This window comes from Streptomyces sp. BPTC-684 (assembly GCF_030028635.1).
Lineage (GTDB): Bacteria > Actinomycetota > Actinomycetes > Streptomycetales > Streptomycetaceae > Streptomyces > Streptomyces noboritoensis.
Genome location: NZ_CP124863.1, coordinates 714,365 through 738,656 on the forward strand (window position 1 = coordinate 714,365; position 24,292 = coordinate 738,656).

Sequence of the window (24,292 nt, forward strand, 5' to 3'; positions counted from 1 at the left end):
CCCGGCCACATTCGCCGAGGACGTAAGCCTCCCGACCGACTACCGACTGGTCGGCCCCGGAAAGCGTCCGATCCAGGCGTCGGTCGCTGCCGACGTAATCGTTGAGGCTGCAGGCTCAGACATCCGACAGGTCGAGCCTTCCATCAACCAGAGCGCTGGTGAGGGCCTGAACGACCTCATGTCCCGTCTCGGCAAGCCGCAACAGCTCAGTATCCCACTCGGTGAGACGGCGCAGGGTCTCGCTCCGACGGCGTTGCTCGTCGAGCGGCAGTACGGGCAGGCGCAAGCGTTTCACATCGATGCGCAAGGCGCCGCTCGTTCCGGTGGACGTGCGGGCTGCTCTTGTGGCGTTCTCGGCGCGAGTGAGGGCGCTGACCGCGAACCATGGGTCGAGAAGCTCCGGATTCACGCGCACCGCGTGCACACCCGGCCCGAGCCGGGCTCCGACCTGCTCGTCCGTCGCGATCCGGGCGACCAAGGTCCGGGCGATTGCCGGGATAAGGATGTCCTGGGCCTGCACCCGGGCCTCGGGGCCGTCGCCGGGACTGACGAGCACTGAGCCGCTGGCGGGACAGCCAGCGATCACGTCCTGGCTCGTCAGCGCTGGTTCGGTCCGGTCGGGGCCCGGTGCGTCGTGGTGCAGGACTCGAGCCGTGTGACGGTGCAGGGTGAGCGTCCCGATCCCGGAGAGCTCGCCCAGCGTCACGGTGGGGACGCCAGACATAGCAGGCGCCCGGGGGGCGCCCAATTGTGGCAATGCGTCCCGGAGGGCGTCGAGTTGAGCTTTCATGGCGGTCGCCGACTAAGCAGGGCACGGGGGGAGCGTGGCACGCTGTCCGGGTTCGGCACACGGTGCCGCGGGGTGAAATCGACCTCCTCGTCGAGCAGTTCGGCCAGCGGCACTTGTCGGGCCGCATGGAACTGACCAAATCCGTCTACAGCCGAGCCCTGCGCATCATCCAGGCCCTTATTACAGCCACCGAATCAAAGGGCCACACGGCGGCACTCGGCCCCACTCCATCCGCCGCCCCGGCACCGTCGGCAGGCAGCACCGCACTTCACCGTCACCGCCCACGCCGAAAGCATCGACTTCCTCGTCCTCCAAGAACAAGACCACAGAAAACACATGCCCACCGACAAGGAACTCGCCGACGCCAAAAGGCACACGTGGATGCGCATCCCCCGCTTCGACTACACCCCCGCCAACCAGATGCGCTTCATCCTCCGCGGCGGCACCGCACACCGCGGCAACGAATGGACCGACCTCCCTGGCCGGCCTGCGGCGCTGTCACTTGCCCTGGCCTGCTGCTCCACGGCATTGCCCGGATCGGGGAAGGCAAGACGAGAGGCAACGATCTGGTTGCCATCGGCGTCGGTGACGAACAGGGCGCCTTCGCCGGAATCCGTGTCGACTGTCCAGTACTTCTGAATCCCCTGGACCGGCCCGCTCATCACGGGCACGGGGACGCCTTCGCGGTAGACGGCAATGCCGCAACCCGGCTGGAGGAGACGCGCGTGGGGCCTGCCCGAATTGATCTTGAGCGTCCACTGCCCGACATCGTTGAATTTCAGGACCATCTCAAGGGAGAGGTAGTCGTCGATCATTCCGATGGGAACGAGCTGGTTGTCACGGACAATGATCCGGTACTCGCCGATAGGCGACTCCCTTCGTAGGGCCGCCGACCACAGCGGAGGCGATAGGAGGTGGGGGCGCCAAGATCATCAGCCTTCAAGGGGGATGCTCGCGCAAGCACTCCAAGAGGGGCGTCGCCATGTGAAGAAATATCCGGAATAAACCCGCAAATCGATCAAGCAGGGCTTTCGGTCAACTCGTTCGACCTCCCTTTCCAGGCAAGTGTGGGCCTATAGAAAATCTGTTCGAGTCCCCACGGGGGGACTACGGGAGGAGTTTCGTGAAAGTCTCTGTCAGATCAGTCGCATTCTGCGTTGCCGGAACGGCCCTAGCGGCCGGGCTCCTGACAACGCCCGCCGCAGCACAGAACCCCGGGGCTACCCGCCCCCACCACCACCGTTACCGTCCACCACCGGGGCGACGGCACCCCTGTGCCCGCAGAACTGGGCAACCCCTCCGAATGGGGTGTGGTGACAATTACGGCAGGCGTCGCGGCAGGCCCCGCCGAGGTGGATGAGTGCACGAACCCGTCCAGCGGCGGCACGTGGTGTTACGGCTGGTACCTCACTACATCCGGCGGTACGACCATGAAAAGGTGCTACTCGAACTACTACCACCCGTCGAAGTTCCACACGTCCACGGCGGAGATGAACGGCGACAGGAGACGCTCCAGCGCTGTTGCCGGTGATGTCTCCCAGGCAAGCATCACAGCGGGATTGATCTACAGGTGCTCTACCTACTACGCCGTCGTCTAGTATCCGGCACCGCCGCCGAGCGGTAACTCCGCGGCGGGTGAGGTAGGTTGGCGCCGCTGCGGGGCCACACTCTCACGTACAGCCCCGAAGCGGCGCCAACTGGGTTCAAGGAACAGGGAAGAGGGAACATGCACGTGTGGCGCACCCGTGTCATGCCGGTCGCCGTGGCTGTCGTGGGGGGTGTGCTGCTCGGCCTGATCGGCCCCGCCTCCGAGAGGGGAGACAATTCCGTCGTCTCCGGTGTGGGTGCCATGTTCTCCATCGGATGGACGTGGGCGTGCTATGCGTTCCTGGTCGGCTATTGGCGCCGCTCGAAAATCGAGTCGTCGCTGCTGGCACCGCTCGGTCTGATTGTCGCCGTAATCACCTACTACGTTTTCAAGGACCTGTACCCCACGCCTGTGCCCGGAATTCCGTCCGCGTCCAACGATTCGATACCGGAAGAGATAAAAGAGCAGCTGGTACCGGACCACGGCGGCAGCCTCCTCACGGACCATATCGCCGTGTGGGCAGCCTGCGCGGTGATCTTCGGTGCGCCTTTGGGGTTCATCGGGAACGTGGCACGCACCCCCGGCGTCGGCGGGCTCCCGTTCCGCCTGCTCATTCCGGTGGTCACCGTGTTCGAGGCCAACGAGCGACTGAGGGCCGAGGCGGACACGCAGGTCCTCATCGTCACCTTGAACACGGTACGCATCGGGGCCTGTGTCGTAGCGGTGGCCCTCGTAGGGCACACAGTGTGGAGCTGGCGCACCCGACGCAGCCGAACTGAGGAACGTGCGGAAATTGGCGCGCCAGCAAAGCACGTGTGACGCATCACATGCCGAAAGCGCCCGTTTCGAAACACCTACATGCGACCCAGCGGAGCGCGCGGCCCACCAAAGCATCGTGAGCCGCGTGAACTACAGGCCGTGCATGATGTGTGCGCGCTCCAGGGCCCGAAGGATGGTCTCCTCGGTGGGCACGTCAGGAGCCGCATGCACGTGAACGGTGACGTTCCGGCCTTCCAACATGGAGGAGGTGTCACGAGCGGAGAAAACCGTCTCTCCGCCCCGCATGTCGATCAGCTCGGGTCCCTGCTCGCCGACCAGGGCCAGACCCGGGGATGCACTCGTCGTGCCCTTGGCGTACCAGTGGTTCCGCTTCCAAAAATCCCAGGCCGTCGCCGGGTCGCCGTAGCGGTCCTTGATGTAGCCAAGGCCCCACCGCTCTTGAGTAACAAGGTTGGTGAGCCAGTCCGGCCCGGCCGCTGCCATCTTGTCAGCGGGCAGCGACTGAGGGATGCCGTACGCCCCACTGCTGGGGTTCTATCCTTCCCGCCCACCCCACAGGGCAAGCCAGCAAGAGGACCAAGAGCCGGAGCCTGTCATCGACACGGGCACCAACGCATGGAACCCGGCTGCACTGGAGATCGCGGTTGTCGCCGTACCAGAGAAGTCCAGTATGCCGGGAGCTTGGGCTGCCGTCACCCACCTGACTACAACGTGACTCTGGGGCTGCCTCTCCCGCTCCATCTGGCGGTAAAAACCACACAATACGTTCTGCCACACGACGGCGACCCCGACGAGCCCGCCGCAGCGGAAAGTGCCCCGCCGAACCAGTAAACACACGTGGCGTGACGGACCAACGGGACACTACCCGAATCACGGCTCGACCGACTCGTACAGACAGAGGAGACGCTTCCCGTCAACAGACCCCGCGCGGTGGCAGTCACTGTCGCGGCACCCGTGTTCTCGGACGGGCAGCCGTTCCCCTCCACCTCTCCGCAGACGCCAACGCCCGGTTGTTCTCCACTTAAACAGGCCGCGCAGCACGTCTCATCCGAACGAACGGCCTCTCATGGCCCCCGGAATTCCCTTGGAAGCGGCGGGCATTGTCTCCCGGGTAGTACGCCAGAGGACGCGCGGGAGGACCGCATGCACAGGAACCTCAATGAGCGGCAGCAAGCCGTTCTCGACTGGGTGGGGCAGGGGTGCCCCGACGGAGTCTGGGCAAACAGCACCCACAAGTTCAGCGCTCGGGCTCTGCAAAGCCGAGGACTGATCAAAGTCACCAAACGCCGGGGGCACTGGAACGCCCAGCTAACCGACAAGGGGCGAGAGTATCTCGCCGATGGCGACACCAGCCCCCGGGAGCACAGTAACGAAGTGCCCCAGGCGCCCGGAACAACGCTGACGCCGCCGCATACCGCGCCGAAGGGCCGCACGAACTACACCGACCAGCTCCTCGAAGAGCTGGCAGTCAACAACAACTTCCTCATCAAGCCGGTCGAATCCGGCCCGCACGCGGCGAATTGGGCATCGCGGGCCAGCGCCGCACGCAAGTCCGGCAAGATCCCTCACACACACGAGCTCCGCGGAAAGCAAACCCACCGCGGCTACGAAATCACGCTCGTCAACATCCCCGCCTGGCGCCTCGCCGAACTCACCCCGCCCATCGTGCCAGCGAGACTCACCCAGCCCCATCCCGTGGTGGCCGCCCTGCAACAGCAACCCCACCACATGGGACTGCCCAAATCAGTCTACGGCCGAGCCCTGCGCATCATCCAGGCCCTTGTCACCGCCACCGAATCACAAGGCCATACGGCACGGCCCCACTCAAACCGCTCCCCCACCCCGCCACCGCCGGAAGGCAGCACCGCACTTCACCGTCACCGCCCACGGCGAAAGCATCGACTTCCTCGTCCTCCAAGAACAAGACCACAGAAAACACGTCCCCACCGACAAGGAACTCGCCGACGCCAAAAGGCACACGTGGATGCGCATCCCCCGCTTCGACTACACCCCCGCCAACCGGCTGCGTCTCATCCTCCGCGGCGGCACCGCACACCGCGGCAGCGAATGGACCGATCACCCTGGCCGGCCCCTGGAAGACCAGCTCGCCGAAATCGCGCAAGAAGTCGACCTCCGCGGCGAAGCCGCGGAACGCAACCGCCATGCAGACGAGCAAGCCCAGGAGGCGGTACAGCAGAGCTGGGAAAGCGCTGCACACAAGGCCCGCGCCGCGTACACCCACGCCTATCGCATCAAGCACCTCGAAGAACAGGCGGATGCCTGGCATCAGATCAAGCGCCTGACCGAATACGTCACAGCAGTGCGCAACCACGCCACATCGCTGCCCCCCGGGCAGGAAAGGACCGAAATCGAAGCGTGACTCGCGTTCGCAGACGCCCACCTACAACAGCTCACCGAGTCCGCCTTGGCGCCGAAACTGCCCACACCGTCGCAGCCCAGCAGCTCAGATCTTGAGCCGTTCCTCAGCCACCGAAGCCGCTACGAACCTCGCTCCGACTGAGCCTCAAATCAGACCATAACCGGCACGGCTTCACCAAGAGACAGTAAAGATGGACTCCTGGAAGGCCGCATCTGACGCACCGCCACCTGCAGAAACGCACACCTGACAACCCATCAGAACGTGCGTCAAACGTGCGTCAGAAGGGCCTCACGTGCGTCGAATATGCGTCAAGATATCGCCCGTAACGCCCACAACGCACATAATGTACACTCGGCGATACCGCAGGTCAGGCGCCCTTTTCGGCAGGCTCAAGGATCGCGACGCATTCAACATGATGGGTCATCGGGAAGATGTGAATCAGAAACATGTGAAAGAAAACCACAGGTCAGCAGCACACCAGGAACAATTCGGACCAGGGTTCAGTGTGCGTTACGGGCGCTACGTGCGATCTCTTGACGCACGCCGCACCCGGCGCGGACGCCCTCCGACTCGCCTCCACGGGGCGCGGGCAGACACCCGGGCCATTGCCTAGATCACCAAGGCCCGTGCACTGCACCGAGATACCCGCCGATTCTCGGGACAGCCCTGTACCGAATGGATAACCTGCCTGCACCGCGCACAACTCAGCGAGGCCCCATGCAGGAGTCCTGGAACAGTGACCGTCGGCGTACAGCAATCGGTCGCGCCACGCTCTCCATCCCCGCCCGTCAGGCTCTGGCCGACCAGCAACTTGCCCCTGGCCGCACCATCCTCGATTACGGCTGCGGCCGCGGCGGTGACGTCCGGTCTCTGGAACGACTCGACTGCCGTATCACCGGCTGGGACCCGTACTACAGCCCCGACTGCCCCACTGCTCCGGCCGACGTCGTCCTGCTCACCTACGTTCTCAACGTCATCGAGGACCCGAAAGAGCGCCGCCAGACGTTGCTACACGCCTGGGAGCTGGCGACCACCGTTCTGATCGTCTCCACTCGCCTCACCTGGGAGAAGTCCAAGGTTCGAGGTGAAGAGTTCGGGGACGGCTTGCTCACCAGCCGCAGGACCTTCCAGCACCTCTTCGGCTCAAGCGAGATCCGTAACTACGTCGAAGAGACCACAGGCACACGCTGTGTCTCTGCTGCCCCCGGCATCGTCTACGCGTTCAAGAATGACAGCGCTCGCCTGAGCTACCTGGCCCACCGCATCGTGCCGGACGCGGAATGGCTCACCTCCGAGGACACCACCACGGCCATCGCGTCGCTCATCGATTACCTCGAGCGGCGTGGCCGGCCACCCCACGTCGAGGAGATGCCGCGGCCGATGGCCGAGCTGCTGGCCCACCTCAAACCCGGCGAGCTCAAACGCCTCACCCGCGACACTGCCGACGCGGACAAGGTGGGCGAAGGCGGAAAACGCGCCACCCTCAACACCTTGCTGTTCCTGGCCGTTGAACTCTTCAACGGGCGCGGCCCCTTCAACGGCCTGCCTCTCAGCGTCCAGCTCGACGTCCGCGCGTTCTTCTCCTCCTACAAAGAGGCGTGTCAGCGGGCAGACCGCCTCCTACTGAAGCTCCGCGACGACGGCTACGTACGCAGCGCGATGCACGCATCCGCAGTCGGCAAGCTGACCCAGACCGCGCTCTACGTGCACCGCCGCGCGGTCGATCACATGCCTACCGTCCTGCGGCTGTACGAGCACTGCGCGTCGATCGCCGCTGGCCGCCCGCAGCAGTGGGCCGTTACCAAGCTCAAGCATCAAGGTCGCTCAGTGAGCTGGCTCGACTACCCGGAGTTCGATACCGATCCTCACCCGCGGATCACGTCGTCTTACCTCGTAGACCTGAAGACTCTTGAGACCTCACACATCTCGTACTCCGACTCCGCCAACCGCCCTCTGCTACACAGGAAGCACGAGTTCTTGGCGCCCGACGACCCGGACGCCCAGAAGTACCGCCGTCTCACCGACTCAGAAATCAAGGCTGGACTGTACGAGCACCCTCACCTCATCGGTACCGAGAGTGGTTGGGAAGCAGAGCTGATCCGCTGCAGACGCGAGCTGCGCGGCCACCGCCTGGTGCACCGCGCAACCGACTGATCCCGGTAAGATATACGGGCTTCAGGGTGCGTCCGGCTGCATCCGTGCCACTGTCTCCGCAAGCTCCTCTGGATCGAAGTCGAGAACCTGGCTGGGGAACCAGGAGAAGCGCAGCCCGTTCGCAGCGACGTCCTCGGGAAGCCCCATCGCGGTTAGAACATGACTCGGCGTGTACGAGGCGCTAGTGCACGCCGACCCTGTAGCGACCGCGACCTGGTTTTTCAGCCGCACGATCAACGCTTCCGCGTTCAGGCCGTCGAAGGTCACGTTCAGGATGTGTGGCACCGAATGATCCACATCGCCGTTGACCTTGAACCGAGTCTTACCGAGCGCCTTCAAGATGCGCTCGCGCATATCGCGTGCCTCCCGCTCCCAGTTCCCTCGCGACTCCTGGAAGATCTTGGCCGCCTCGTAGAACCCCATGATCAACGGTACGGGCAGCGTCCCCGGGCGAAGTTTCCGCTCCTGCCCGCCGCCAAACATGATCGGCTCCAGTGGCACCTTGTCCCAACCACGCCGTCGCGTGATCAGCGCTCCCACGCCCTTCGGCGCCCCTACCTTGTGGCCGCTGATGCTGATCAAGTCGATAGGCGCCGTCAGATCCTCGGGAAGTTTCCCATACCCCTGGGCAGCATCCACGTGGAAGTACGTCGGCGTCGCCCTCAGCTTCTCCGCGAGCTCAGCCACGGGCTGGATCACGCCGGTCTCGTTGTTCACGTGCATCAGTGACACCAGGAGGGTGTCCGGGCGCAGCTTCTCCAGCACGGCCTCCGTAGTGATCCGCCCCGAAGGGCCGGGCTTCAGAAAGTCGACTTCGAACCCCTTGCTCTGGAGGTGCAGCAGGGGCTCGACGACTGCTTTGTGCTCGATGGCGGACGTGATGATGTGGCGGCGCTGATGCTTCTCCCCGTACGGGGCGATACCCAGGAGCGCGATGTTGTTGGACTCGGTGGCTCCGCTGGTGAAGATGACCTCTTCGACCTTGGCGCCGACCGTTCCCGCCAGGAATGTCCGCGCCTCCTTGACCGCCTTCTTTGCCCTGGTTCCGTACTCGTGGGTACGGCTGCCGGCGTTCCCGAAGTCTTCGGTCATCCAGTGGAGCACCACGTCGGCGACCCGAGGGTCGACCCGCGTCGTTGCTGCCACATCCAGATACACCACCAAATCAGCCACCCACTTCTTGGTCATTCACTGTCACCGTGTACGTCAATCCGCTAACGTACACGCGTCACCAGCTAGCGCACAGCAGGGCACCCCTACGTACGCCAACAACAAGAGCAGCTCACGTCATCCTCGCAGGTGGCAATACGCCAAGACGGGCACTCCCACCTCGCCGGTCGCTTCCACTGCTCCAACTGCGCCCTGCGCACAGGAGCACGCCTTGGTACGTCAAACTAGGGACGTCAGCGACCGCGAGTACGTTAAAGTTGCCGAAGTGGAGAACGAAGCTGTGGCACCTACGACCCGAGTCGTCGCCCCACGCACATCTACCGGGTTCGAGTACACTTTCCCGGCAATTCGCGGCATCCAGGCAGGTCGCGAGTTCTACGTCTCGATGTGCCCGCTACGCCTGATCCCCAAGATCTTTATCTTCGACGAGGACGAGTTGTCCCCCGAGCTGCGCGCTCAGCGCATCCTCAACAAGGGACGCCTCCCCGCACTGTCCAAGTACATCCTGGACAACCCGGACGACTACATCTTCAGCGCCCTCACCGCTTCCGTCGACGGTGACATGGATTTCGAGAGCCACAGCCCTGACGGCACCGGCTTCCGTACAGGGCAGCTCCGGATCCCTATGGACGCCCGGTTCTTGATCAACGATGGCCAGCACCGACGCGCCGCCATCGAGCTCGCGCTCAAGGAGAACCCCGACCTCGGCGAGGAGACGATCGCCGTCGTCTTCTTCCAGGACACCGGGCTTGCCCGGTCCCAGCAGATGTTCGCCGACCTCAACCGGCACGCGGTGCGACCGGCGCGCTCCATCGGTGTCCTCTACGACCATCGGGACCCGTCGTCCCAGGTAGTCCGCTCGATGATCAGCCAGTCGAGCACCTTCAAGGGCTACGTCGAGATGGAGAAGAGCAACCTCTCACCCCGATCTCGGATGATGTTCACGCTCAGCGCCCTCTACTTCGGAACCCAGGCCCTGTTGCAGGGCTTGCAGATCGAGGCCGCCAAGGCCACCGATCTCGCGCTGTCGTACTGGGAAGCGATCGACAAGTCGCTCCCCGAGTGGGCACAGGTCCGCAACAAAGAGCTCTCCGCAACGGAGATGCGCCGCGATTTCATCCACAGCCACGGCATCGCGCTCCACGCCCTGGGGCGTATCGGGAACTCCCTGTTCCGGGAGTCCACCGCACCCTCCAAGTGGAAGAAGCAACTGGCACCGTTGAAGACGGTGAACTGGACCCGGGCGAATCCGCACTGGGAAGGACGCGCGATCGTGGGAGGCCGTGTCTCCAAGAGCCACCAGAACGTGACCCTGACCGTGAACTACCTGCGTAACCACCTTGGCCTGGACCTCAGCCCGGAGGAACAGCGTGTGGAAAACGCCTATCTGCGAGGCGAAGCATGAGCACTCCGCTACCTCTTGGTATCCCCACCGTACGACGGCTGCCGTTCGACGGGCGGTCGCTCGACGAGGTCACCACCGAGCTGACCGAGGAGGTCCGCGAGCTGTACACCGCGGACGAGGTTCCCTGGGTCATCGGCTACAGCGGCGGTAAGGACTCCACTGCTGTCCTCCAGCTGGTCTGGACTGCCCTCAAGGAGCTGCCGGCCGAGAAGCGGACCAAGACGGTTCACGTCATCAGTACGGACACGCTGGTCGAGAACCCCGTTGTGGCTGCCTGGGTCACCACGTCACTGGAAGCCATGGAGACGGCCGCCGCTGAGCAGGGCCTCCCCGTTGAGCCTCACCGGCTGACCCCGGAGATCAAGGACACCTTCTGGGTCAACCTCATCGGCCGCGGCTACCCCGCCCCGCGCCCGAAGTTCCGCTGGTGCACCGAGCGGCTCAAGATCAAGCCTTCCAACTCCTTCATCCGCAACGTCGTGGCGGCACATGGTGAGGCCATCATGGTCCTCGGTATCCGCAAGACGGAAAGCCAGGCCCGAGCCCGCGCCATGGAGAAGCACGAGAAGCGGCGTGTCCGCGACCGCCTCTCCCCCAACGCGAACCTCCCCAACTCGCTCGTCTACAGCCCGGTCGAGGACTGGACTAACGACGACGTCTGGGAATACCTGATGCAGAAGCCCAACCCCTGGGGCTACAACAATCACGACCTGCTGACCATGTACCAGGGCGCTTCAGAAGACGGCGAGTGCCCGCTGGTCGTCGACTCGACCACACCGTCCTGCGGATCCAGTCGCTTCGGCTGCTGGACCTGCACTCTGGTCGAGCAGGACAAGTCAATGAATGCCATGATCAGTAACGACGAGGAGAAGGAGTGGATGCGACCGCTCCTGGACCTCCGGGACAAGCTCGACTCCCCCTTCGGATTCGTCGAGGACAAGGACGACCCCGACTACAACCCGGTCAAGAAGCTGCCCCACGCCCGCCCCGACCGGCCGGCCCGCGACTTCCGCCGGATGAACGGCCAGGTGAACCTCTTCACGCGTCGCAGCGACGGTGAAGATGTGGTCGTCCATGGCCCGTACCTCCAGAGCTTCCGGGAGAAGTGGCTCAAGGACCTCCTCGACGCTCAGACCTGGATCAGGGCCCACGCGCCCGAGCACGTCCGCAACATCGAGCTGATCACTCCTGCCGAACTCCACGAGATCCGCCGTATCTGGGTCTTCGACAAGCACGAGGTCGAGGACAGCGTGCCGAGGATCTACAAGGAGGCTACGGGCGAGGACTTCCCCGGCGGCGCACTCGACGAGCAACTCGTCATGGGTGCCGATGAGATGGAGCTCCTCAAGGAGGTCTGTGAGGGCGACGAGCTGCACTACGACATGGTGCGTGAGCTGCTCTCCGTGGAGCGCAAGTATCGGACCATGTCCCGGCGCTCCGGTCTCTTCCATGCCCTCGAGTCGGCTGTCCAGAAGGGCTTTTACGAGGACCGCGACGACGCATTCGCCTTCGCTCAGCGCAAGAAGCAGTGGCGCAAGGACGCGGAGACCAACCCGACCTTCGACGAAGAAACCGGCATCGATGCTCCTGCGTAAGATCACCCTCGAAGAGTTCGGGGCGTACCGAGGTAAGCAGTCTCTTGACCTCACCGTGAAGGAGAACAAGCCGATTATCCTGATCGGCGGTCTCAACGGTTGCGGCAAGACGACCCTTCTCGACGCCATCCAGCTCGTGCTCTACGGACCCCGGGCCCGCTGTAGCGGCCGCGGCAACAAGGCGTACGAAACCTTCCTCCGCGAGAGCATCAACCGGCAGCACGACCCGACCCGCGGCTCGTCGATCACGTTGGAGTTCACCGTCACGGTGGATGCCAAGGAGCACTACTACAAGGTCGTTCGGAGCTGGCACACCAGCGGGAAGTCCTTGAAGGAGTTCCTTAACGTCTTCGCCGACGAGAGCTACGGCGACAAGGGCCAAGCCACACGCCGTGCGCAGCCCGAGCTCAAGTTCAGCCGGCATCTCAGCGAGGGGTGGGCCGACCACGTCGAGGACCTAGTCCCGCTGGAGGTCGCCTCCCTCTCCTTCTTCGATGGGGAAAAGATCGAGTCGCTCGCCGATCCCGAGCGCGCTGCGACGGTCATCGAGTCGGCCGTCCACTCGCTCCTCGGCGTGAGCACAGTGGAGCAACTCCGTACCGACCTCCTCGCGCTCCAGCGCCGCCAGAAGCTCTCTGCCGAAGAGCAGCATTTGATGGACAACATCCATGCGCAGGAGCAAGAGCTTGCCTCTGTGCAGCAGGAGTTGGATGTCGCGGCGCAAGAGCGGGCCGACCGCGCGAAGACCCTCCGCAAGGCTGAGCGTGACCTCGGTGACCTCGAAGACGCGTTCAAAAAGGAGGGCGGCGGGCTCTTCGAGCGGCGCGTTGAACTGGACGCCGAGCGCAAGCGCGCAGTCGGCCAGCTGGCCGACCTCCGTGCTTCACTGATCCAGTTGGCGGCTGGCCCGCTCCCCTTCCTCCTGATGGGGAAGCAGCTCAAAGACCTCCGTAAGCAGGCCAAGCAGGAGCACTCCGCGGCGGAGGCAGGACAGGTTCTCGATGTCCTCACCGAACGCGATGAGTGGTTGCTCAAGCTCCTGCCTGAGAACGCCCGCTCCGAAGTGATGGAGAAGCTGGACCAGGACAGGGCCAAGCGCTCGAAGTCCACTGCCCTCAAGGTCGATCTCGGTCTTCCTCACGACGCGATGGCGCAGATCTCCGTACTGGACGAGGGCCTGGTCCGCGACAAGGCACGAGCAGCGGAACTCCTAGAACAGGCCACCACCGCCTCCGAAGAGGTAGATCAGCTGGACCGTCAGCTGGCCGGTGTCCCTGCGCAGAGCAAGGTGGAGGCTCTCCAGGTGGCCCGTGACGAGCAGGTTCAGAAGGTCACCCGCGTTCAGGAAGGTATGGCCCGCGACGACCAGCGGATCACTGAACTGAAGCGGCGACGAGAGAATGCCAGTGCCGCTCTGGAGCGCGCTCACAAGAGCTTCGTTCAGACCAAGGTCAAGGCCGAAGAGGTCGAGCGGATCATCAAGTACTCGGAGAAGGCCCGCAGCACTCTGGAACGCTTCGGTGAGGCTCTGCTCCATCGCCACATCAACCGCCTGGAAGTCGCTGTCCTGCAGAGCTTCAAGGAGCTCGTGCGGAAGCAGGGCTTGGTCCATGACCTGAGGATCGACACCGACAAGTTCACGCTCACCCTGTCCGACGGTGAAGGCGAAGCCCTCGACCCCGGGCGGCTCAGCGCCGGTGAACGGCAGCTCCTTGCGATCTCCCTCCTCTGGGGGCTGATGAAGGTGGCAGGAAACCGTCTGCCCAGCGTCATCGACACCCCTCTCGGCCGCCTCGACAGCCGTCACCGGGAGCACCTCGTCGACCGCTACTTCCCGTACGCCAGCGAACAGGTCCTCCTCCTCTCCACAGACGAGGAGATCGATGAGTACCTGCTGGGCCGCCTGAAGAAGTCCGTCGCCCACACGTACACCCTGGTCCACGACGACACGGACTTCACCACCAGCGTCGTCGAGGGCTACTGGTGGAACGAAGGAGTTCAGAATGTCGCTTGAGAACATCCGCCTCGCCACCCCGAGCAAGGACCGCCTGGTGCGCCTCAAGCGCACCACCGGCATCTCCCAGTGGAACGTCCTGTGCCGCTGGGCCCTCGCCCTCTCGCTGGCAGATGCCTCCACCCCGCTGGTCAAGGACATCGTCACCGACTCCAACGTCGAGATGTCCTGGAAGACCTTTGCCGGCCAGCACGGAGACCTCTACTTGGCTCTCTTGAAGCAGCGCTGCGTCGCTGACGGCCTGGAGCCGACGGACGAGAATGTCTCCAAGACGCTCACGATCCACCTGGCTCGGGGTATCGGGTATCTCGGTGCCCACAAGGAGATGACCACGGTCGAAGGGCTCATCTCGTCGACGGCAAGGTAACAAAACCTCTACCAGATCACCGACTTCACGCCGGGCTGCGGCTCCCCCCTGCACGACACAAGCCAGACGCACGTGACGTGCAACACGTGTAAGATCGCGCGAGTTGAGCCGATTCGTGAGCAGGGGGAGCGGGCATGACCGAGGAGATCTTCGAGTACCCGGTGTATGTCTCAAGGGAGTCAGGCACCAGTAAGCCCCTCCTACTCTTCTCCGCCAAAGCCACGGACATCGACCGCTGGGTCGGAGTTCCCCAACGGCGCCGCCTCAGCGATAGCGAAACTGTGGGCTGGCAACGCGAAGAGAGCCGTGCACGACTTCGTGAGCTGGCCCATTTCTTCAGCGATGAACGCAATGTCGTTCAGAACCCGCTACTCGGCGCCCTCCAGGACCCGCTCGCAGTTACTTTCGTAGAAGATCCACAACATCCCAACTTCGGACATCTGACCATCCGAAGTCGATCCGTTGATGGCCTCACGCTTCTTGACGCCCTGGAGCGAGTGTGCCACCGGCTGGAAGAGCGTGTCCCTGCACTCCGAGAGCACCCCCTCGATCTAGATCGCCGCCGAGCTATCTTGGATCAAGCGCGCGACCAAAATGAAGGCTGGCATACCCAGTTTTCCGATGAGGAAGATACAGATCAAGAAGAGTTGGCGCCTGAAGACCTTTCATCAGACTCCGAAACAGTCGAGCAGTCAGTCGATCTGACTTCGGTTCTCTTGGTAGAAGAAACTCAGATCTTGGACTTCTATCAGGAGTTGAAGATCCGAGCATCGATCCTTCGAGAGATGGTCCCGGAACAACGCCCAGACACTCTGGCAGGATTCAGTATCGATGCAATGCTGAGCTACTTGCGCCCCATCGTCTTGGTAGATGGACAGCATCGCCTCCACGGTGCGGTTTACGCCGCTCAGAATTTCACAAGAACTCAGGAGGGAATGGAACTCGCCGCCGAAGGGATCAATCGCGGGGAGGACCCGGATCTCACAAATAGGAAAGTCCTAGAGCTGAAGGCTCGCTCGCTCCCCATCTCACTCCTGCTCGACCCCAGCCCTTCGGAACATGTATTCCAGTTCGTGGTGGTTAACCAGAAAGCCACTCCGATGCAACCAGCACTCCTTGGCACTATCGTCTCCACTTCTCTCTCCAAAGAAGAAACAGAGCCGGTAGCGGATCGCCTGCGGCGCGCAGGGATTCCATTTGATGATTCCCAGGCCGTCGCATACATGACCAGGTCTAGCGACAGTCCGTTCAAGGGGCTCGTGCAGACAGGGATTGGTGGCGACGCAAGCGGACTGCTGAAGTGGACGGTGCTCAAATCCCTGACCGCTATATTTCGCGAACTCAAGGGAGGTAAACTTTTCGGCCAGAGTGTCGACTTTGCCGACCTTTGGCGCAGGAAGCTCCTCGAAGATTCAGAATTCGTTTCAGCCGGCCAAACACTTGAAAGTAAACAGATCATCTGGCAAGCCGCTGATGGGCCTTGGCGCGATGTGGCTATTAAATTCTTCTGGGAAATCAGAACTCGCTTCGGCGACGATGACCAAAATTCCCATAATGCATGGGGGAACACCAACTCGAACCTGTACAACAAGATTCACCTCACCATCCTAAGCGCCGACTATTTTCAGTTCCTGACAGATCGCGACCTCACCTTGAGCTCTGTCGCCGACGTGACCGAAACTATGGACTCCTGGCTCCAAGGCGTAAATCTTCAGTACTTCAATCGAGATTGGCGCGTCGGCCTGAAGAAGGACCAAAAGGCTGTCCGGGAGAGGTGGGCCAAGGTGTGGGTCGAATATCGTAAGGACCCTGAACGTCTTCCTCGCGTAGAAAACTACAAGCCCTGACTGAGGCGCCACCATGGACACTAAGAGCTTGGCCTCCTGGGTAAAGGTGGCCCAAGATACCTTCAGCTCCCCGTGGGAGACGGATCCGATCCATGCACTTGCGCGAGAAGTGGTTCCGCCTTTCGCCCATGGCCCATTAGGGTGGCTACTCAAGTCCGATATCAATTCGACCTGGGCCGTCTGGTACATAAGCGGAATCGTTGACACGGCTTCCTTCGAAAGAGATGCAAGTCTAAGCTACGCGCACTTCTATAACGAAGTCAGAGAATCGCTACGTAGAGACCATGCATCAACTCCGATAGACGAAGTATCTCACTTGGCCAGGGTCATCTCCATGACGGCTTGGAGCGAGATTGAATTTCGCCGCATAATTGCCCGTCAGCGCATTTCCAAGCGCGTACGGGAAGAGATTTGGTACAGCGAATCAAAACCTAGATGCTATCTTTGCGGCTATCTATTTTCCCCAACGGCCAGAGATCTTTTCCTCAAAGTCGACAACAGTCCGGCGATGCAGCCAGCTGTGGCGGTCGATTTCATCCGCCCCCGCGGCCTAAAATCAGTCGACCTCCTCCCGCAAGTTGACCACGTTAGACCTGTCGCAATTGGCGGAGAAACTGCCGTCGAAAACTTGCGGCTGGCTTGCGGCTGGTGCAACCGCAAGAAGTCGTCACATATCGAGATCTATGGGGCGCCATCAGCCTACGCCGGAATATTCATTCATCCAACGCTGGGAACTATCAGCATCCCCCGTCCACTATGGGTAGTCCGGCTAACTAAAATGCGTGGCCGGTGCGAAGACCCGTCCGGCTGTAACGCACGACTCCAAAATGCGGAGCTTTTTGTGGCGCCTCGCCGTCTATCTGGGGCAATCAACCCGACGAACTGTGCCGTCTACTGCAGGGAGCATGACCCGTGGAAACGGGAGCGCTTCATAGGGGCTGGCACGTATGCGCAAAGGTTCCAAAAGAGCAACTTGTGATCATGGGGCGTTCCTCTACTGTAAAAAGAGAAACGCCCCGCCTCTACGGCTACCAGTCCAGGGAAGCGCTGGCCAAGATCTCGCCGACGTCGTCCTTCTTCTCCTCCGGAGGGTTCCGGAGCCCCTCGAGGACCAAGTTAGAGATGATGACCTCGAGTTCCTGGTGTGGCTGGCGATTTATCAGCGTCTGCAAATGCGCAAGGCCACCGTTCGCGTACTCCTCGAAGATCAGGACTCGTTCATCCTGCCGGTCATTGCCGAGGATCTTCGGGTCGTCCTCATGCTCGACCGCTGCGAGCATATCGAGAAGGACGTCACCGTAGAGTCGGCCCTCCATCAGTGCCAGGCGAATCGGTTCGTCGGACTTCTCAAACGCGATGCGCTCGCCCTTGCGGTGCCCAAGTACGGCGGCGAACATCATCGCCTCGACCATGGTCGCGAATGGTCCGGTCTTCTTGTCTGCGAGCTTATCCAGCAGAGACTCATGGGAGTGCGGGCGACGGAAGCGATCCGTAGTAGCCATCAGACGGTCACCTCCTCCAGGACGGTGTACTCGAAGGCGCCGTAGGAAACGTACGGCACTGCACGGTTGTTGATCTCAATGGTCTCTTCTTCAGCTGCCCTGTTCGGCGTGAAGGATCGCAGCACATACATGCGGTTGGCCGCATGCTGCAAATTCTCCATAACGTTGCCACGGGCCTGCGACTGCGACAGCAGGGTCACGATCTGCGACGTCAACGCCGGAAGCGCCTTCGAGATCTCTTCCTGATAGGTGAGATCAAGGCTACCGAAGGGCGCATCCATCACGACTGGGTAGACACCACTGCCGCTGCTTTCAATCGTCGCCTCATCTGCGTGGCTCTTTCGGGCATTGATACTCCGGGCCACTTCGGAAACAGCGCCTACGAAACTCAGCCCGAGAATCTGGTTCTCGCCCGTGGAGCGGATGGCTACACCGCTCGGCGCGCGCAATTCCAACTCGAAGGAATCATTGAGCTCGGGGATGTAGCTCTTGATGAAGATCCGGGAGAAGACTTCCTTGACCTTCTTGTCGAGCTGATCCCGGACTTCTTCCGTCTTGATCGTCAGAATCTCGATCAGCGCGTTTCGAACCGACTCGACCAAACCGACCTGAGTCTGAATCCTGCGAGACTCCTCGTTCTTGGCCGCCGCAGACTTGTACTGGCGAGCAACACTCACCAATTCCTGTTCGATCAAGGCGATCCGGTTCTCGGATTCCCTGTGCGCAACGCGGGACTCGGTCTCCTTATCGCCACACTCCTTGCGGCGCTCGACCAGACGTTTCACGTCCTGGATGTTTACACCTTCCAGCTGGCGGTCCACCTCGGACCGCTCCGCTTCCAGCTGGCTGATGGCAGCGTCTGCCTTCTGGATGTCAGAAGCGTTCAGAGTGAGCTGCTCCAGAAGTTCCTGCCGTTTGTCGCTCATGCTGCGCATCTCGCCGCTGACGTGCATCCAGCGGTGCTGGACATCCTCAAGGCCAGCGTTGTACTTCCGCTTGTTGAGCTCCTCGTACTCGGGAGTCCCCTCCTCGACAGAGCGGCCGCACATGCACAGCTGTTCTTCGAGGATGTCCTCGATGAAGCTGCGCTGGATGCCGGCTGGCAGCTGCCTGCGCTCACGCATCCGATCCGCAAGTTCGACTACCTTGTCGTCGAGCCCGCCGGTGAGGGCCAGGAACCCATGTTTGGAGAGCAGCTCACGCTTGCGGCTCTTATGGTCCGCAAGACGTTCCTTCTCCTGGTTGATACGGCGGGTGAGTCGCTCGCGTTCTTTCTGCAATGGCTCGGCCTGCTCGTTTTGACGCAGAGCACGACCAATCGACTCGACTTCCTTCTGGAAGGTGCTGATTGCTGCAGAATGGCGGAGTTTTTCATCTTCCTCCGCCTTTGCTCGCGCCGCCAGTTCCTCTTGGCGATCCGTGAGCTGCTTCAGCCGGGTATCGCCCTTGGAGTCGATCGCACGGGCAAGGAGACGAGAAGCCTTGGGGAGATCAGCGATGGCCCGCTCAATGGTCTCCAAGTTGAGAAGCGTCTTGATGGCCTTCTTCACTTCTTCGTTGTTGTCGTCGCCGGAGAACATTTTCTCCATACGCTCGCCGTTGAAGAAGAAGAACTGTCGCAGCCCCCTGGGAAGGATCTTCTCGATCCGGTCCTGGCCATTCGGTACAGACTTGGCCTCGCCGTCGGGCCCAACCTCGGTGACTGTCAGAGACGGGCTGACCGTCTGCTGTTCTTCCGTCTGCTTGTTGACCGTGACGCCCCGAGTCGCGGAGAAGCGGATGCCCTCGTGCTCGAAGTCGAGTCGGACCGAGGACGTCGCCTCCTCCCCGAAGGAGGTCTCTTCCCACTTCTTGTCGTGGATCACCCGGTGCTGCTGTTCGACGTCGTCCGAGAAGGTGCCGTACAGCACCCATCCGAACGCGTTGAGCAGCGTGGTCTTGCCCGCGCCGTTGTTGCCGAAGATGAGAACGGCCGGTTTGTCCTCCCTGACGGAGAGGTCGAGGACCTGCTCACCGTAGAAGGCACGGAAGTCCTTGAGGGTCAGCTTGAGCAGCTTCACTTGGTCAACTCCCTCACGGCGTCCACAATGCTGGGGACCACCTTCGTCGATTCCCTGATGTGGATGTTCTCGTTCTCCAGGTCGATGACCTTTTGCACGAGGGTCCTAGCAGTCGGCGACAGCTCGCTCAGTACCTCGCGCACTGTCCGCGCGGAGGGTGAGCCGGCTGTTTCGTCGCTCACGGGTTACTCCTGATTCGAGTCGAGGATGCGGGATAAATGAGGGGGTCTTGGTGTGGGTCTCAGGTGTCGAACAGGCCGTAGCGCTCGCGCACGGGGCGCAGGACGTCCAGGGTGACTGCTTCGTTCTCGGCGAGGTAGGCGAACTCTTCGACCCGAGCGAACTCGCGGCGGAGCAAGTTGCGTTCGGTCTCGTACTGAATCGCTCCGCCTCCCACAGGTGGTACGACGACGAAGTCGACGATGTCTGCCCGGTCCTTTCCAGGGGCCTTCCGTAGTACACGACCGCGGCGCTGGATGAACTGGCGGGGGTTGGACGAACTCGCCATGAGGTAAGCAGTGCGCGACGCAGGAACGTCCACGCCCTCGTCAAGGCAGCGCATGGACGAGATGATCTGCAGCTCGTTTCTTTCGAAGCGGCGAAGGATGTCCTGCCGCGCGGGTCGTTTCGTTTCGGAGGTGTAGCGGGCGGCAGCCAACTGAAGTTCATTGCCCACCATGTCCATCACCTGGTCGATCTGACGTGGCCCTTCGGTGCCCTGCTCGTAGAGGAGCGGGTGCTTGCCCTCCGCGCAGTAGATCAGCTGGTGGCTGGTCTCCCGGCGCTTCTCGAGCTCCGTACGCAGGACCTCCAGCTTGCCCCGGGCGTGGCCGATGATGTCCGCGCGCTTCTTCAGGAGCCGGCCAAGCGGGCTGTCGCGATCGACTGTCTCCCTCAAGTCCGTACCTGACGCGATGAGCCGGGCGATTTTCGCGCTGGTCTCGGCATAGAGCTCAGCTTCCTCGTCGTCCAGCTCCACAAGGACAGGCGTATAGGTGTAACGACACAGGGCTCCGCAACGGATGGCCTCGCCAATGCCCATCTCGAAGACGATCTCGCCGAAGTAGTCGGTGAGGGCGTCAGTTCCCTCATCGTCGAACCAGCGTTCCGGCGTCGCTGACAGGCCGAGTCGGTACTGAGCCTTCTCTGGGAGCTGAGTGCGAAGGTGCCGAGCGCCGAGATTGTGTGCCTCGTCCGCGATAACGAGAAGCTGGCCCCCGTAGGCATCGAGAAAGTTCTGGAAGGTGTCGCCGCCGAAGGTGGCGTTGGTGGTCACGATAACTCCGCCGCTCATGCCGCCCAAGGCGAGGTTCTGCAGGAGGGCATGGGCACGTGGAGACCACTTGCTGGACGACTCGTACGCGCGAAGCGGGGTCACGCCGAACCATTCGATGTCCTTGGCCCACTGATCGACCAGGTGCTGGAACGGGGCCACGACGATGACGAGCAGCGAGGCGTTGTCATCGTTCTTACACAAGAACGATCCGAGTTGAGCTGCAGCAGAGAGCGCGGTCAGGGTCTTCCCCGTACCAGTGGCCATGCGCAGGATGCCGCGGCACTGGTTGCGGAACCAGTTCTGCACCGCCTCCTTCTGGTAGTCGCGCACCACCAGGCTCTGCGGGATCGTTAGCGCTCCGGCCGGCGGCTGCGGAGACATCACGATGGGCGCCCCGCCAGTCGGAAGATCGTCCAGCTCGTAGCGGCCAGTAGTCGCCAATGCGCTGCGCTCGACAGCCGCCTTGGCTGCTTCAGTGAACGGCACGACGCGCAGCGTCGGAGTCCGGTCGTGCCACAGGTCTTCGAAGTCTTTGCTTATCCGTGCAGCACGATCGGTGTCCCGAGGGTCCCAGCTGCGGTAGACCTCGATCGCTTCGAAGTTGCCGACGAGACCCGAGCGGGTCTCGTTCGCGCTCCCCTTGAAGGCGACGATGTCGCGCCCGTCCCGGAAGACACCGATCTTCTCGTGGTACATCCCGACACGGCCGCGCTCTTCGACGTACGCCAGCTTGAAATCGATGCGTCCTTCGGCGACCAGACGCCCAAGTTTGCCGAGTCCTCGCGCAGCGCGCTGGTCTTCCACTGCCTGTTCAAGATCGCGTACGGCGGCTCGGTGAAGGACTTCGCGCAGCTCGTAGCCCTCTTCGATGTCCTTGATATCTGCTGGCTCAAGGTAAGGAGACGCGATGATCCGCATGGTGCCGCCGCGCTCGGTGAAGTCGTCGATGCCTTGTCCGAGCGTGGCAATCACTGAGGCCGCGAAGTAGCCCACGGCCCGGTCGTACGTGGTGGAGGCCGCCAGGGCGGGCAGATAGAAGTCTTCGATCAGGTGACTGCGATCGCTGCGGTAGTCAGACTCCAGGCTGCACCCACGCAGTCGAGGTTCCTCAGCCATCAGATCAGTCCCATCTTGCCCATGAGATCGTCTACGTCAGGCGCTTCATCGTCCGGCCGTCCGGATTCCTCGGGCGACGCAGACCGGCCAGCCGGAATAGACACCTCGCTCTCACCAATGTCCTCCCCGAGACGACGGACCGTTCCACCGCAGGTAGCGAAGGGAGGTGAGGACATGGTCTGCCTCAGGCTCGACTCCTTGATCTCAAAGTCACGCCGGAGGAGCCGGATGACCTCGTCGGCAGCGATCGCACCGCCGTGGGCGTCGACCAGGTCCGAGACCAACTCCTTGATCGGCTTGTAGACAGGCATACCCCACTCGGTCAGAGCCCACATCGTCTTCTGGCTCCGACTGAAGCGCGGATCCGCCTCGATCTGCTGTCTCAGATAGGGGTTGCCAAGCGTGATGCCCGTCTGCGCCTTCAGCTCATCGATGCTCAGTGGACGGTCTACCTCACGAAGCGCCGCTTCGATCTTGTCGAGCCTGTCGTTTCCGTGCTGTGCGACACCGCCCGCTCTGGCCCCCCCAGCCGCAGCCCGGAACCCAACAGCTGTTCCACTGGCCGAGGGAGCGGCGTCGGCAGGTTCTTCAGCGATGGTGAAGAGGGGATGCTCAGGGGCATCAGCAGACGGGGAAGACATCCCGAATAAACTCTGCAGGTACCACGCTCCTTGATGCGTGATAGCGAAGCGGTCATCTCCAAAGAGCGCCTTTATCACCTGTTCCTGAGAAACTGTCGCGCCAAGAGCATGCCTGATGAGCGAGCTACTCAAGCCCTCAGGCTTGTCTTCGAGCAGGTTCGCGATGCGATCTGCAGGAGCCGCAGATCGATCAAGGTCGCTACGGAGGGGTTTCTGGCGCCGAGCGCCCTGACCCACCGGCTCTTGCCCCTCTGGAACGTGCGAGCCGTCAGCAAGAGAAGGAATGTCACTCTCCGCAATGATCTCGCCGTGCTCACTCATGCTGGAACTTACAGTCCGACCGCTCCCCTCGTCAGCGGACGGTCGCAGATCATCGGCCGACTCTCCCGCTCCTTCGACCCTCCGGACAGCTGTTTTCTCGGGAATGACCCACAATCCATCACCCAAGAACATTGCATCCCGAAGCTGGCATACAACCTCACCCAGCTCGCCGTCAAGTGCGCCCGCCCTCTGCAATACTTCACCGAGAGTGAGATTGGCGACGGGATTTTCGTTTACTTGGAGGAGCTGAGTCAGTCGCTGCACGAGCTCGGGCAGGTCCTCGGGCTCCTCGACGACCGACTCAGCCAGAGCGTCGGGGTCTGGGAGAGACTGCGAGATCTGATCTCCATCGCGCGCGAACCCGCAGTGGACCAGCCAAGCGTCCAGGTCATCAGGATCTTCGGGTACCGGGGCTCCACTCGCTTCGAAAAGACGGGTCGCTGTCGACAGGCTGATGACCTCGTCGGAGCAGAGATCGAGCACTCGCACCGTCTCAGCCGCGCATTTTCGCAGATCAGAACCGTAGATCCACTGCCCGCTCGCGTCAGTGCTTGCGTCCTGCCAGTACATACCGGTGAGAAAGCGCAGGGTCGTGAGCCCGCCCCCAACGTTCTCGCCAAGCCAGGGGTAGCGGTAGAGGAGTCCGCTGACTACACGCGGCTGCTGAAGCTCAAGTTCAACCTGGGCTATCCAGCCACTCGGGACCGAACTGTCCGACAAGCACTGGTTGAAGCTGTAACTGAGATAGCTACAGCGCTGCCCTATTACCTCCCGGGAGAGGACATGCTTTTGAGCCAGCTGCTCCAGCGGCACTGGAACATCTGCGCAGAGATGTTCCAAGACGATGTCCCGGCTGAGGCTGCTGAGCTCCTCGTACCAGCTGCGGAATGCGTTCATGGCCCTCAGAAAGATCGGTGTGAGTCCGGTGATCTCCATACCGGAGGCAACCGCCAACAGCGTGCGACAGGGAACACCTGATGCCACACGCCGAAGACGTCACTACGTTCTGCCCCGCGCGCCCCCTGAAGCTGTGTTCCCTCCCAGTACCCCAGCGACAGCGCGGTCGCATCAACGGTACAGGGGGACGTCGACGGAGCACGGTCCTATCGGTGCCCGATCTCACGGTCTCCGACTCCTTGTGACCTGAGGCGGGCTGTCCCCGCAAGCGGGGCAGGATCGGCCGACGGCACGCCCCACGCTGCCGGTCACCAGGTACCAGCACCGGGAACGCACCCTCGAGACCGGCGGCCACCTCAATGCAACGGATGCGGACGGGGCATTCTCTC

General features: G+C 62.3%; 16 protein-coding genes and 1 pseudogene. 8 read left to right on the plus strand and 9 right to left on the minus strand.

All coding sequences use genetic code 11. The features are described 5' to 3' along the window. Positions 1 to 115: 115 nt before the first annotated feature. Entirely contained in the window at positions 116 to 706 is a 591-nt protein-coding gene (locus QIY60_RS03140) for a hypothetical protein (RefSeq protein ID WP_283141022.1), read from the minus strand. Between the two features lie 485 nt (positions 707 to 1,191). Continuing rightward, positions 1,192 to 1,605, minus strand: coding sequence for a hypothetical protein (locus QIY60_RS03145; protein ID WP_283141023.1), 414 nt, complete (start codon positions 1,603 to 1,605; stop codon positions 1,192 to 1,194). A gap of 911 nt (positions 1,606 to 2,516) precedes the next feature. Here QIY60_RS03145 and QIY60_RS03150 point away from each other — a divergent pair. Then, positions 2,517 to 3,197 carry a hypothetical protein gene (locus QIY60_RS03150; RefSeq protein WP_283141024.1) on the plus strand — a complete coding sequence of 227 codons (681 nt, stop codon included), beginning with the start codon at positions 2,517 to 2,519 and terminating at the stop codon, positions 3,195 to 3,197. Positions 3,198 to 3,512: 315 nt separating this feature from the next. Here the strand turns inward: QIY60_RS03150 and QIY60_RS03155 are convergent. Continuing rightward, positions 3,513 to 3,692: pseudogene (locus tag QIY60_RS03155) on the minus strand (hypothetical protein); the annotation flags it as partial. Between the two features lie 1,450 nt (positions 3,693 to 5,142). Between QIY60_RS03155 and QIY60_RS03160 the strand changes: the two are divergent. Continuing rightward, positions 5,143 to 5,538 carry a hypothetical protein gene (locus QIY60_RS03160; RefSeq protein WP_283141025.1) on the plus strand — a complete coding sequence of 132 codons (396 nt, stop codon included), beginning with the start codon at positions 5,143 to 5,145 and terminating at the stop codon, positions 5,536 to 5,538. Positions 5,539 to 6,255: 717 nt separating this feature from the next. Further along, positions 6,256 to 7,692 (plus strand): DNA phosphorothioation-associated putative methyltransferase, encoded by a 1,437-nt coding sequence (locus QIY60_RS03165; protein WP_283141026.1) that lies wholly within the window; start codon positions 6,256 to 6,258, stop codon positions 7,690 to 7,692. 21 nt (positions 7,693 to 7,713) lie between these two features. On the opposite strand, the gene dndA is transcribed toward QIY60_RS03165, so the two are convergent. After that, positions 7,714 to 8,880, minus strand: coding sequence for a cysteine desulfurase DndA (gene dndA / locus QIY60_RS03170; protein WP_283141027.1), 1,167 nt, complete (start codon positions 8,878 to 8,880; stop codon positions 7,714 to 7,716). A 247-nt stretch (positions 8,881 to 9,127) separates the two neighbouring features. Between dndA and dndB the strand changes: the two genes are divergently transcribed. From dndB to QIY60_RS03195, 5 genes are all read left to right on the plus strand, one after another. Continuing rightward, on the plus strand, positions 9,128 to 10,267 hold the full coding sequence (gene dndB, locus QIY60_RS03175) for a DNA sulfur modification protein DndB (RefSeq protein ID WP_283141028.1): 1,140 nt from the start codon (positions 9,128 to 9,130) through the stop codon (positions 10,265 to 10,267). Further along, complete coding sequence (gene dndC, locus QIY60_RS03180; protein ID WP_283141029.1) at positions 10,264 to 11,862, plus strand: DNA phosphorothioation system sulfurtransferase DndC; 1,599 nt, start codon at positions 10,264 to 10,266, stop codon at positions 11,860 to 11,862. The genes dndB and dndC overlap by 4 nt, the downstream gene beginning before the upstream one ends. Next, complete coding sequence (gene dndD, locus QIY60_RS03185) at positions 11,849 to 13,876, plus strand: DNA sulfur modification protein DndD (RefSeq protein ID WP_283141030.1); 2,028 nt, start codon at positions 11,849 to 11,851, stop codon at positions 13,874 to 13,876. The genes dndC and dndD overlap by 14 nt, the downstream gene beginning before the upstream one ends. Beyond that, positions 13,866 to 14,243 carry a DNA sulfur modification protein DndE gene (gene dndE / locus QIY60_RS03190; protein ID WP_283141031.1) on the plus strand — a complete coding sequence of 126 codons (378 nt, stop codon included), beginning with the start codon at positions 13,866 to 13,868 and terminating at the stop codon, positions 14,241 to 14,243. Before dndD ends, dndE begins: the two co-directional genes overlap by 11 nt. Positions 14,244 to 14,377: 134 nt before the next feature. Next, positions 14,378 to 16,090, plus strand: coding sequence for a hypothetical protein (locus QIY60_RS03195; protein ID WP_283141032.1), 1,713 nt, complete (start codon positions 14,378 to 14,380; stop codon positions 16,088 to 16,090). Between the two features lie 1,028 nt (positions 16,091 to 17,118). Here the strand turns inward: QIY60_RS03195 and QIY60_RS03200 are convergent. From QIY60_RS03200 to QIY60_RS03220, 5 genes are read right to left on the minus strand one after another with little or no spacing between them, the layout of a single operon-like run. Continuing rightward, the gene (locus tag QIY60_RS03200; protein ID WP_283141033.1) at positions 17,119 to 17,592 is read right to left on the minus strand and encodes a DNA phosphorothioation-associated protein 4; all 474 of its coding nucleotides are present in this window, start codon (positions 17,590 to 17,592) and stop codon (positions 17,119 to 17,121) included. Beyond that, entirely contained in the window at positions 17,592 to 19,652 is a 2,061-nt protein-coding gene (locus QIY60_RS03205) for an AAA family ATPase (protein WP_283141034.1), read from the minus strand. The genes QIY60_RS03200 and QIY60_RS03205 overlap by 1 nt, the downstream gene beginning before the upstream one ends. Then, positions 19,649 to 19,834 carry a hypothetical protein gene (locus QIY60_RS03210; RefSeq protein WP_283141035.1) on the minus strand — a complete coding sequence of 62 codons (186 nt, stop codon included), beginning with the start codon at positions 19,832 to 19,834 and terminating at the stop codon, positions 19,649 to 19,651. The genes QIY60_RS03205 and QIY60_RS03210 overlap by 4 nt, the downstream gene beginning before the upstream one ends. A gap of 59 nt (positions 19,835 to 19,893) precedes the next feature. Beyond that, positions 19,894 to 22,044 carry a DEAD/DEAH box helicase family protein gene (locus tag QIY60_RS03215; RefSeq protein ID WP_283141036.1) on the minus strand — a complete coding sequence of 717 codons (2,151 nt, stop codon included), beginning with the start codon at positions 22,042 to 22,044 and terminating at the stop codon, positions 19,894 to 19,896. After that, positions 22,044 to 23,942 carry a hypothetical protein gene (locus QIY60_RS03220; protein WP_283141037.1) on the minus strand — a complete coding sequence of 633 codons (1,899 nt, stop codon included), beginning with the start codon at positions 23,940 to 23,942 and terminating at the stop codon, positions 22,044 to 22,046. Before QIY60_RS03220 ends, QIY60_RS03215 begins: the two co-directional genes overlap by 1 nt. Between the last annotated feature and the right edge of the window lie 350 nt (positions 23,943 to 24,292).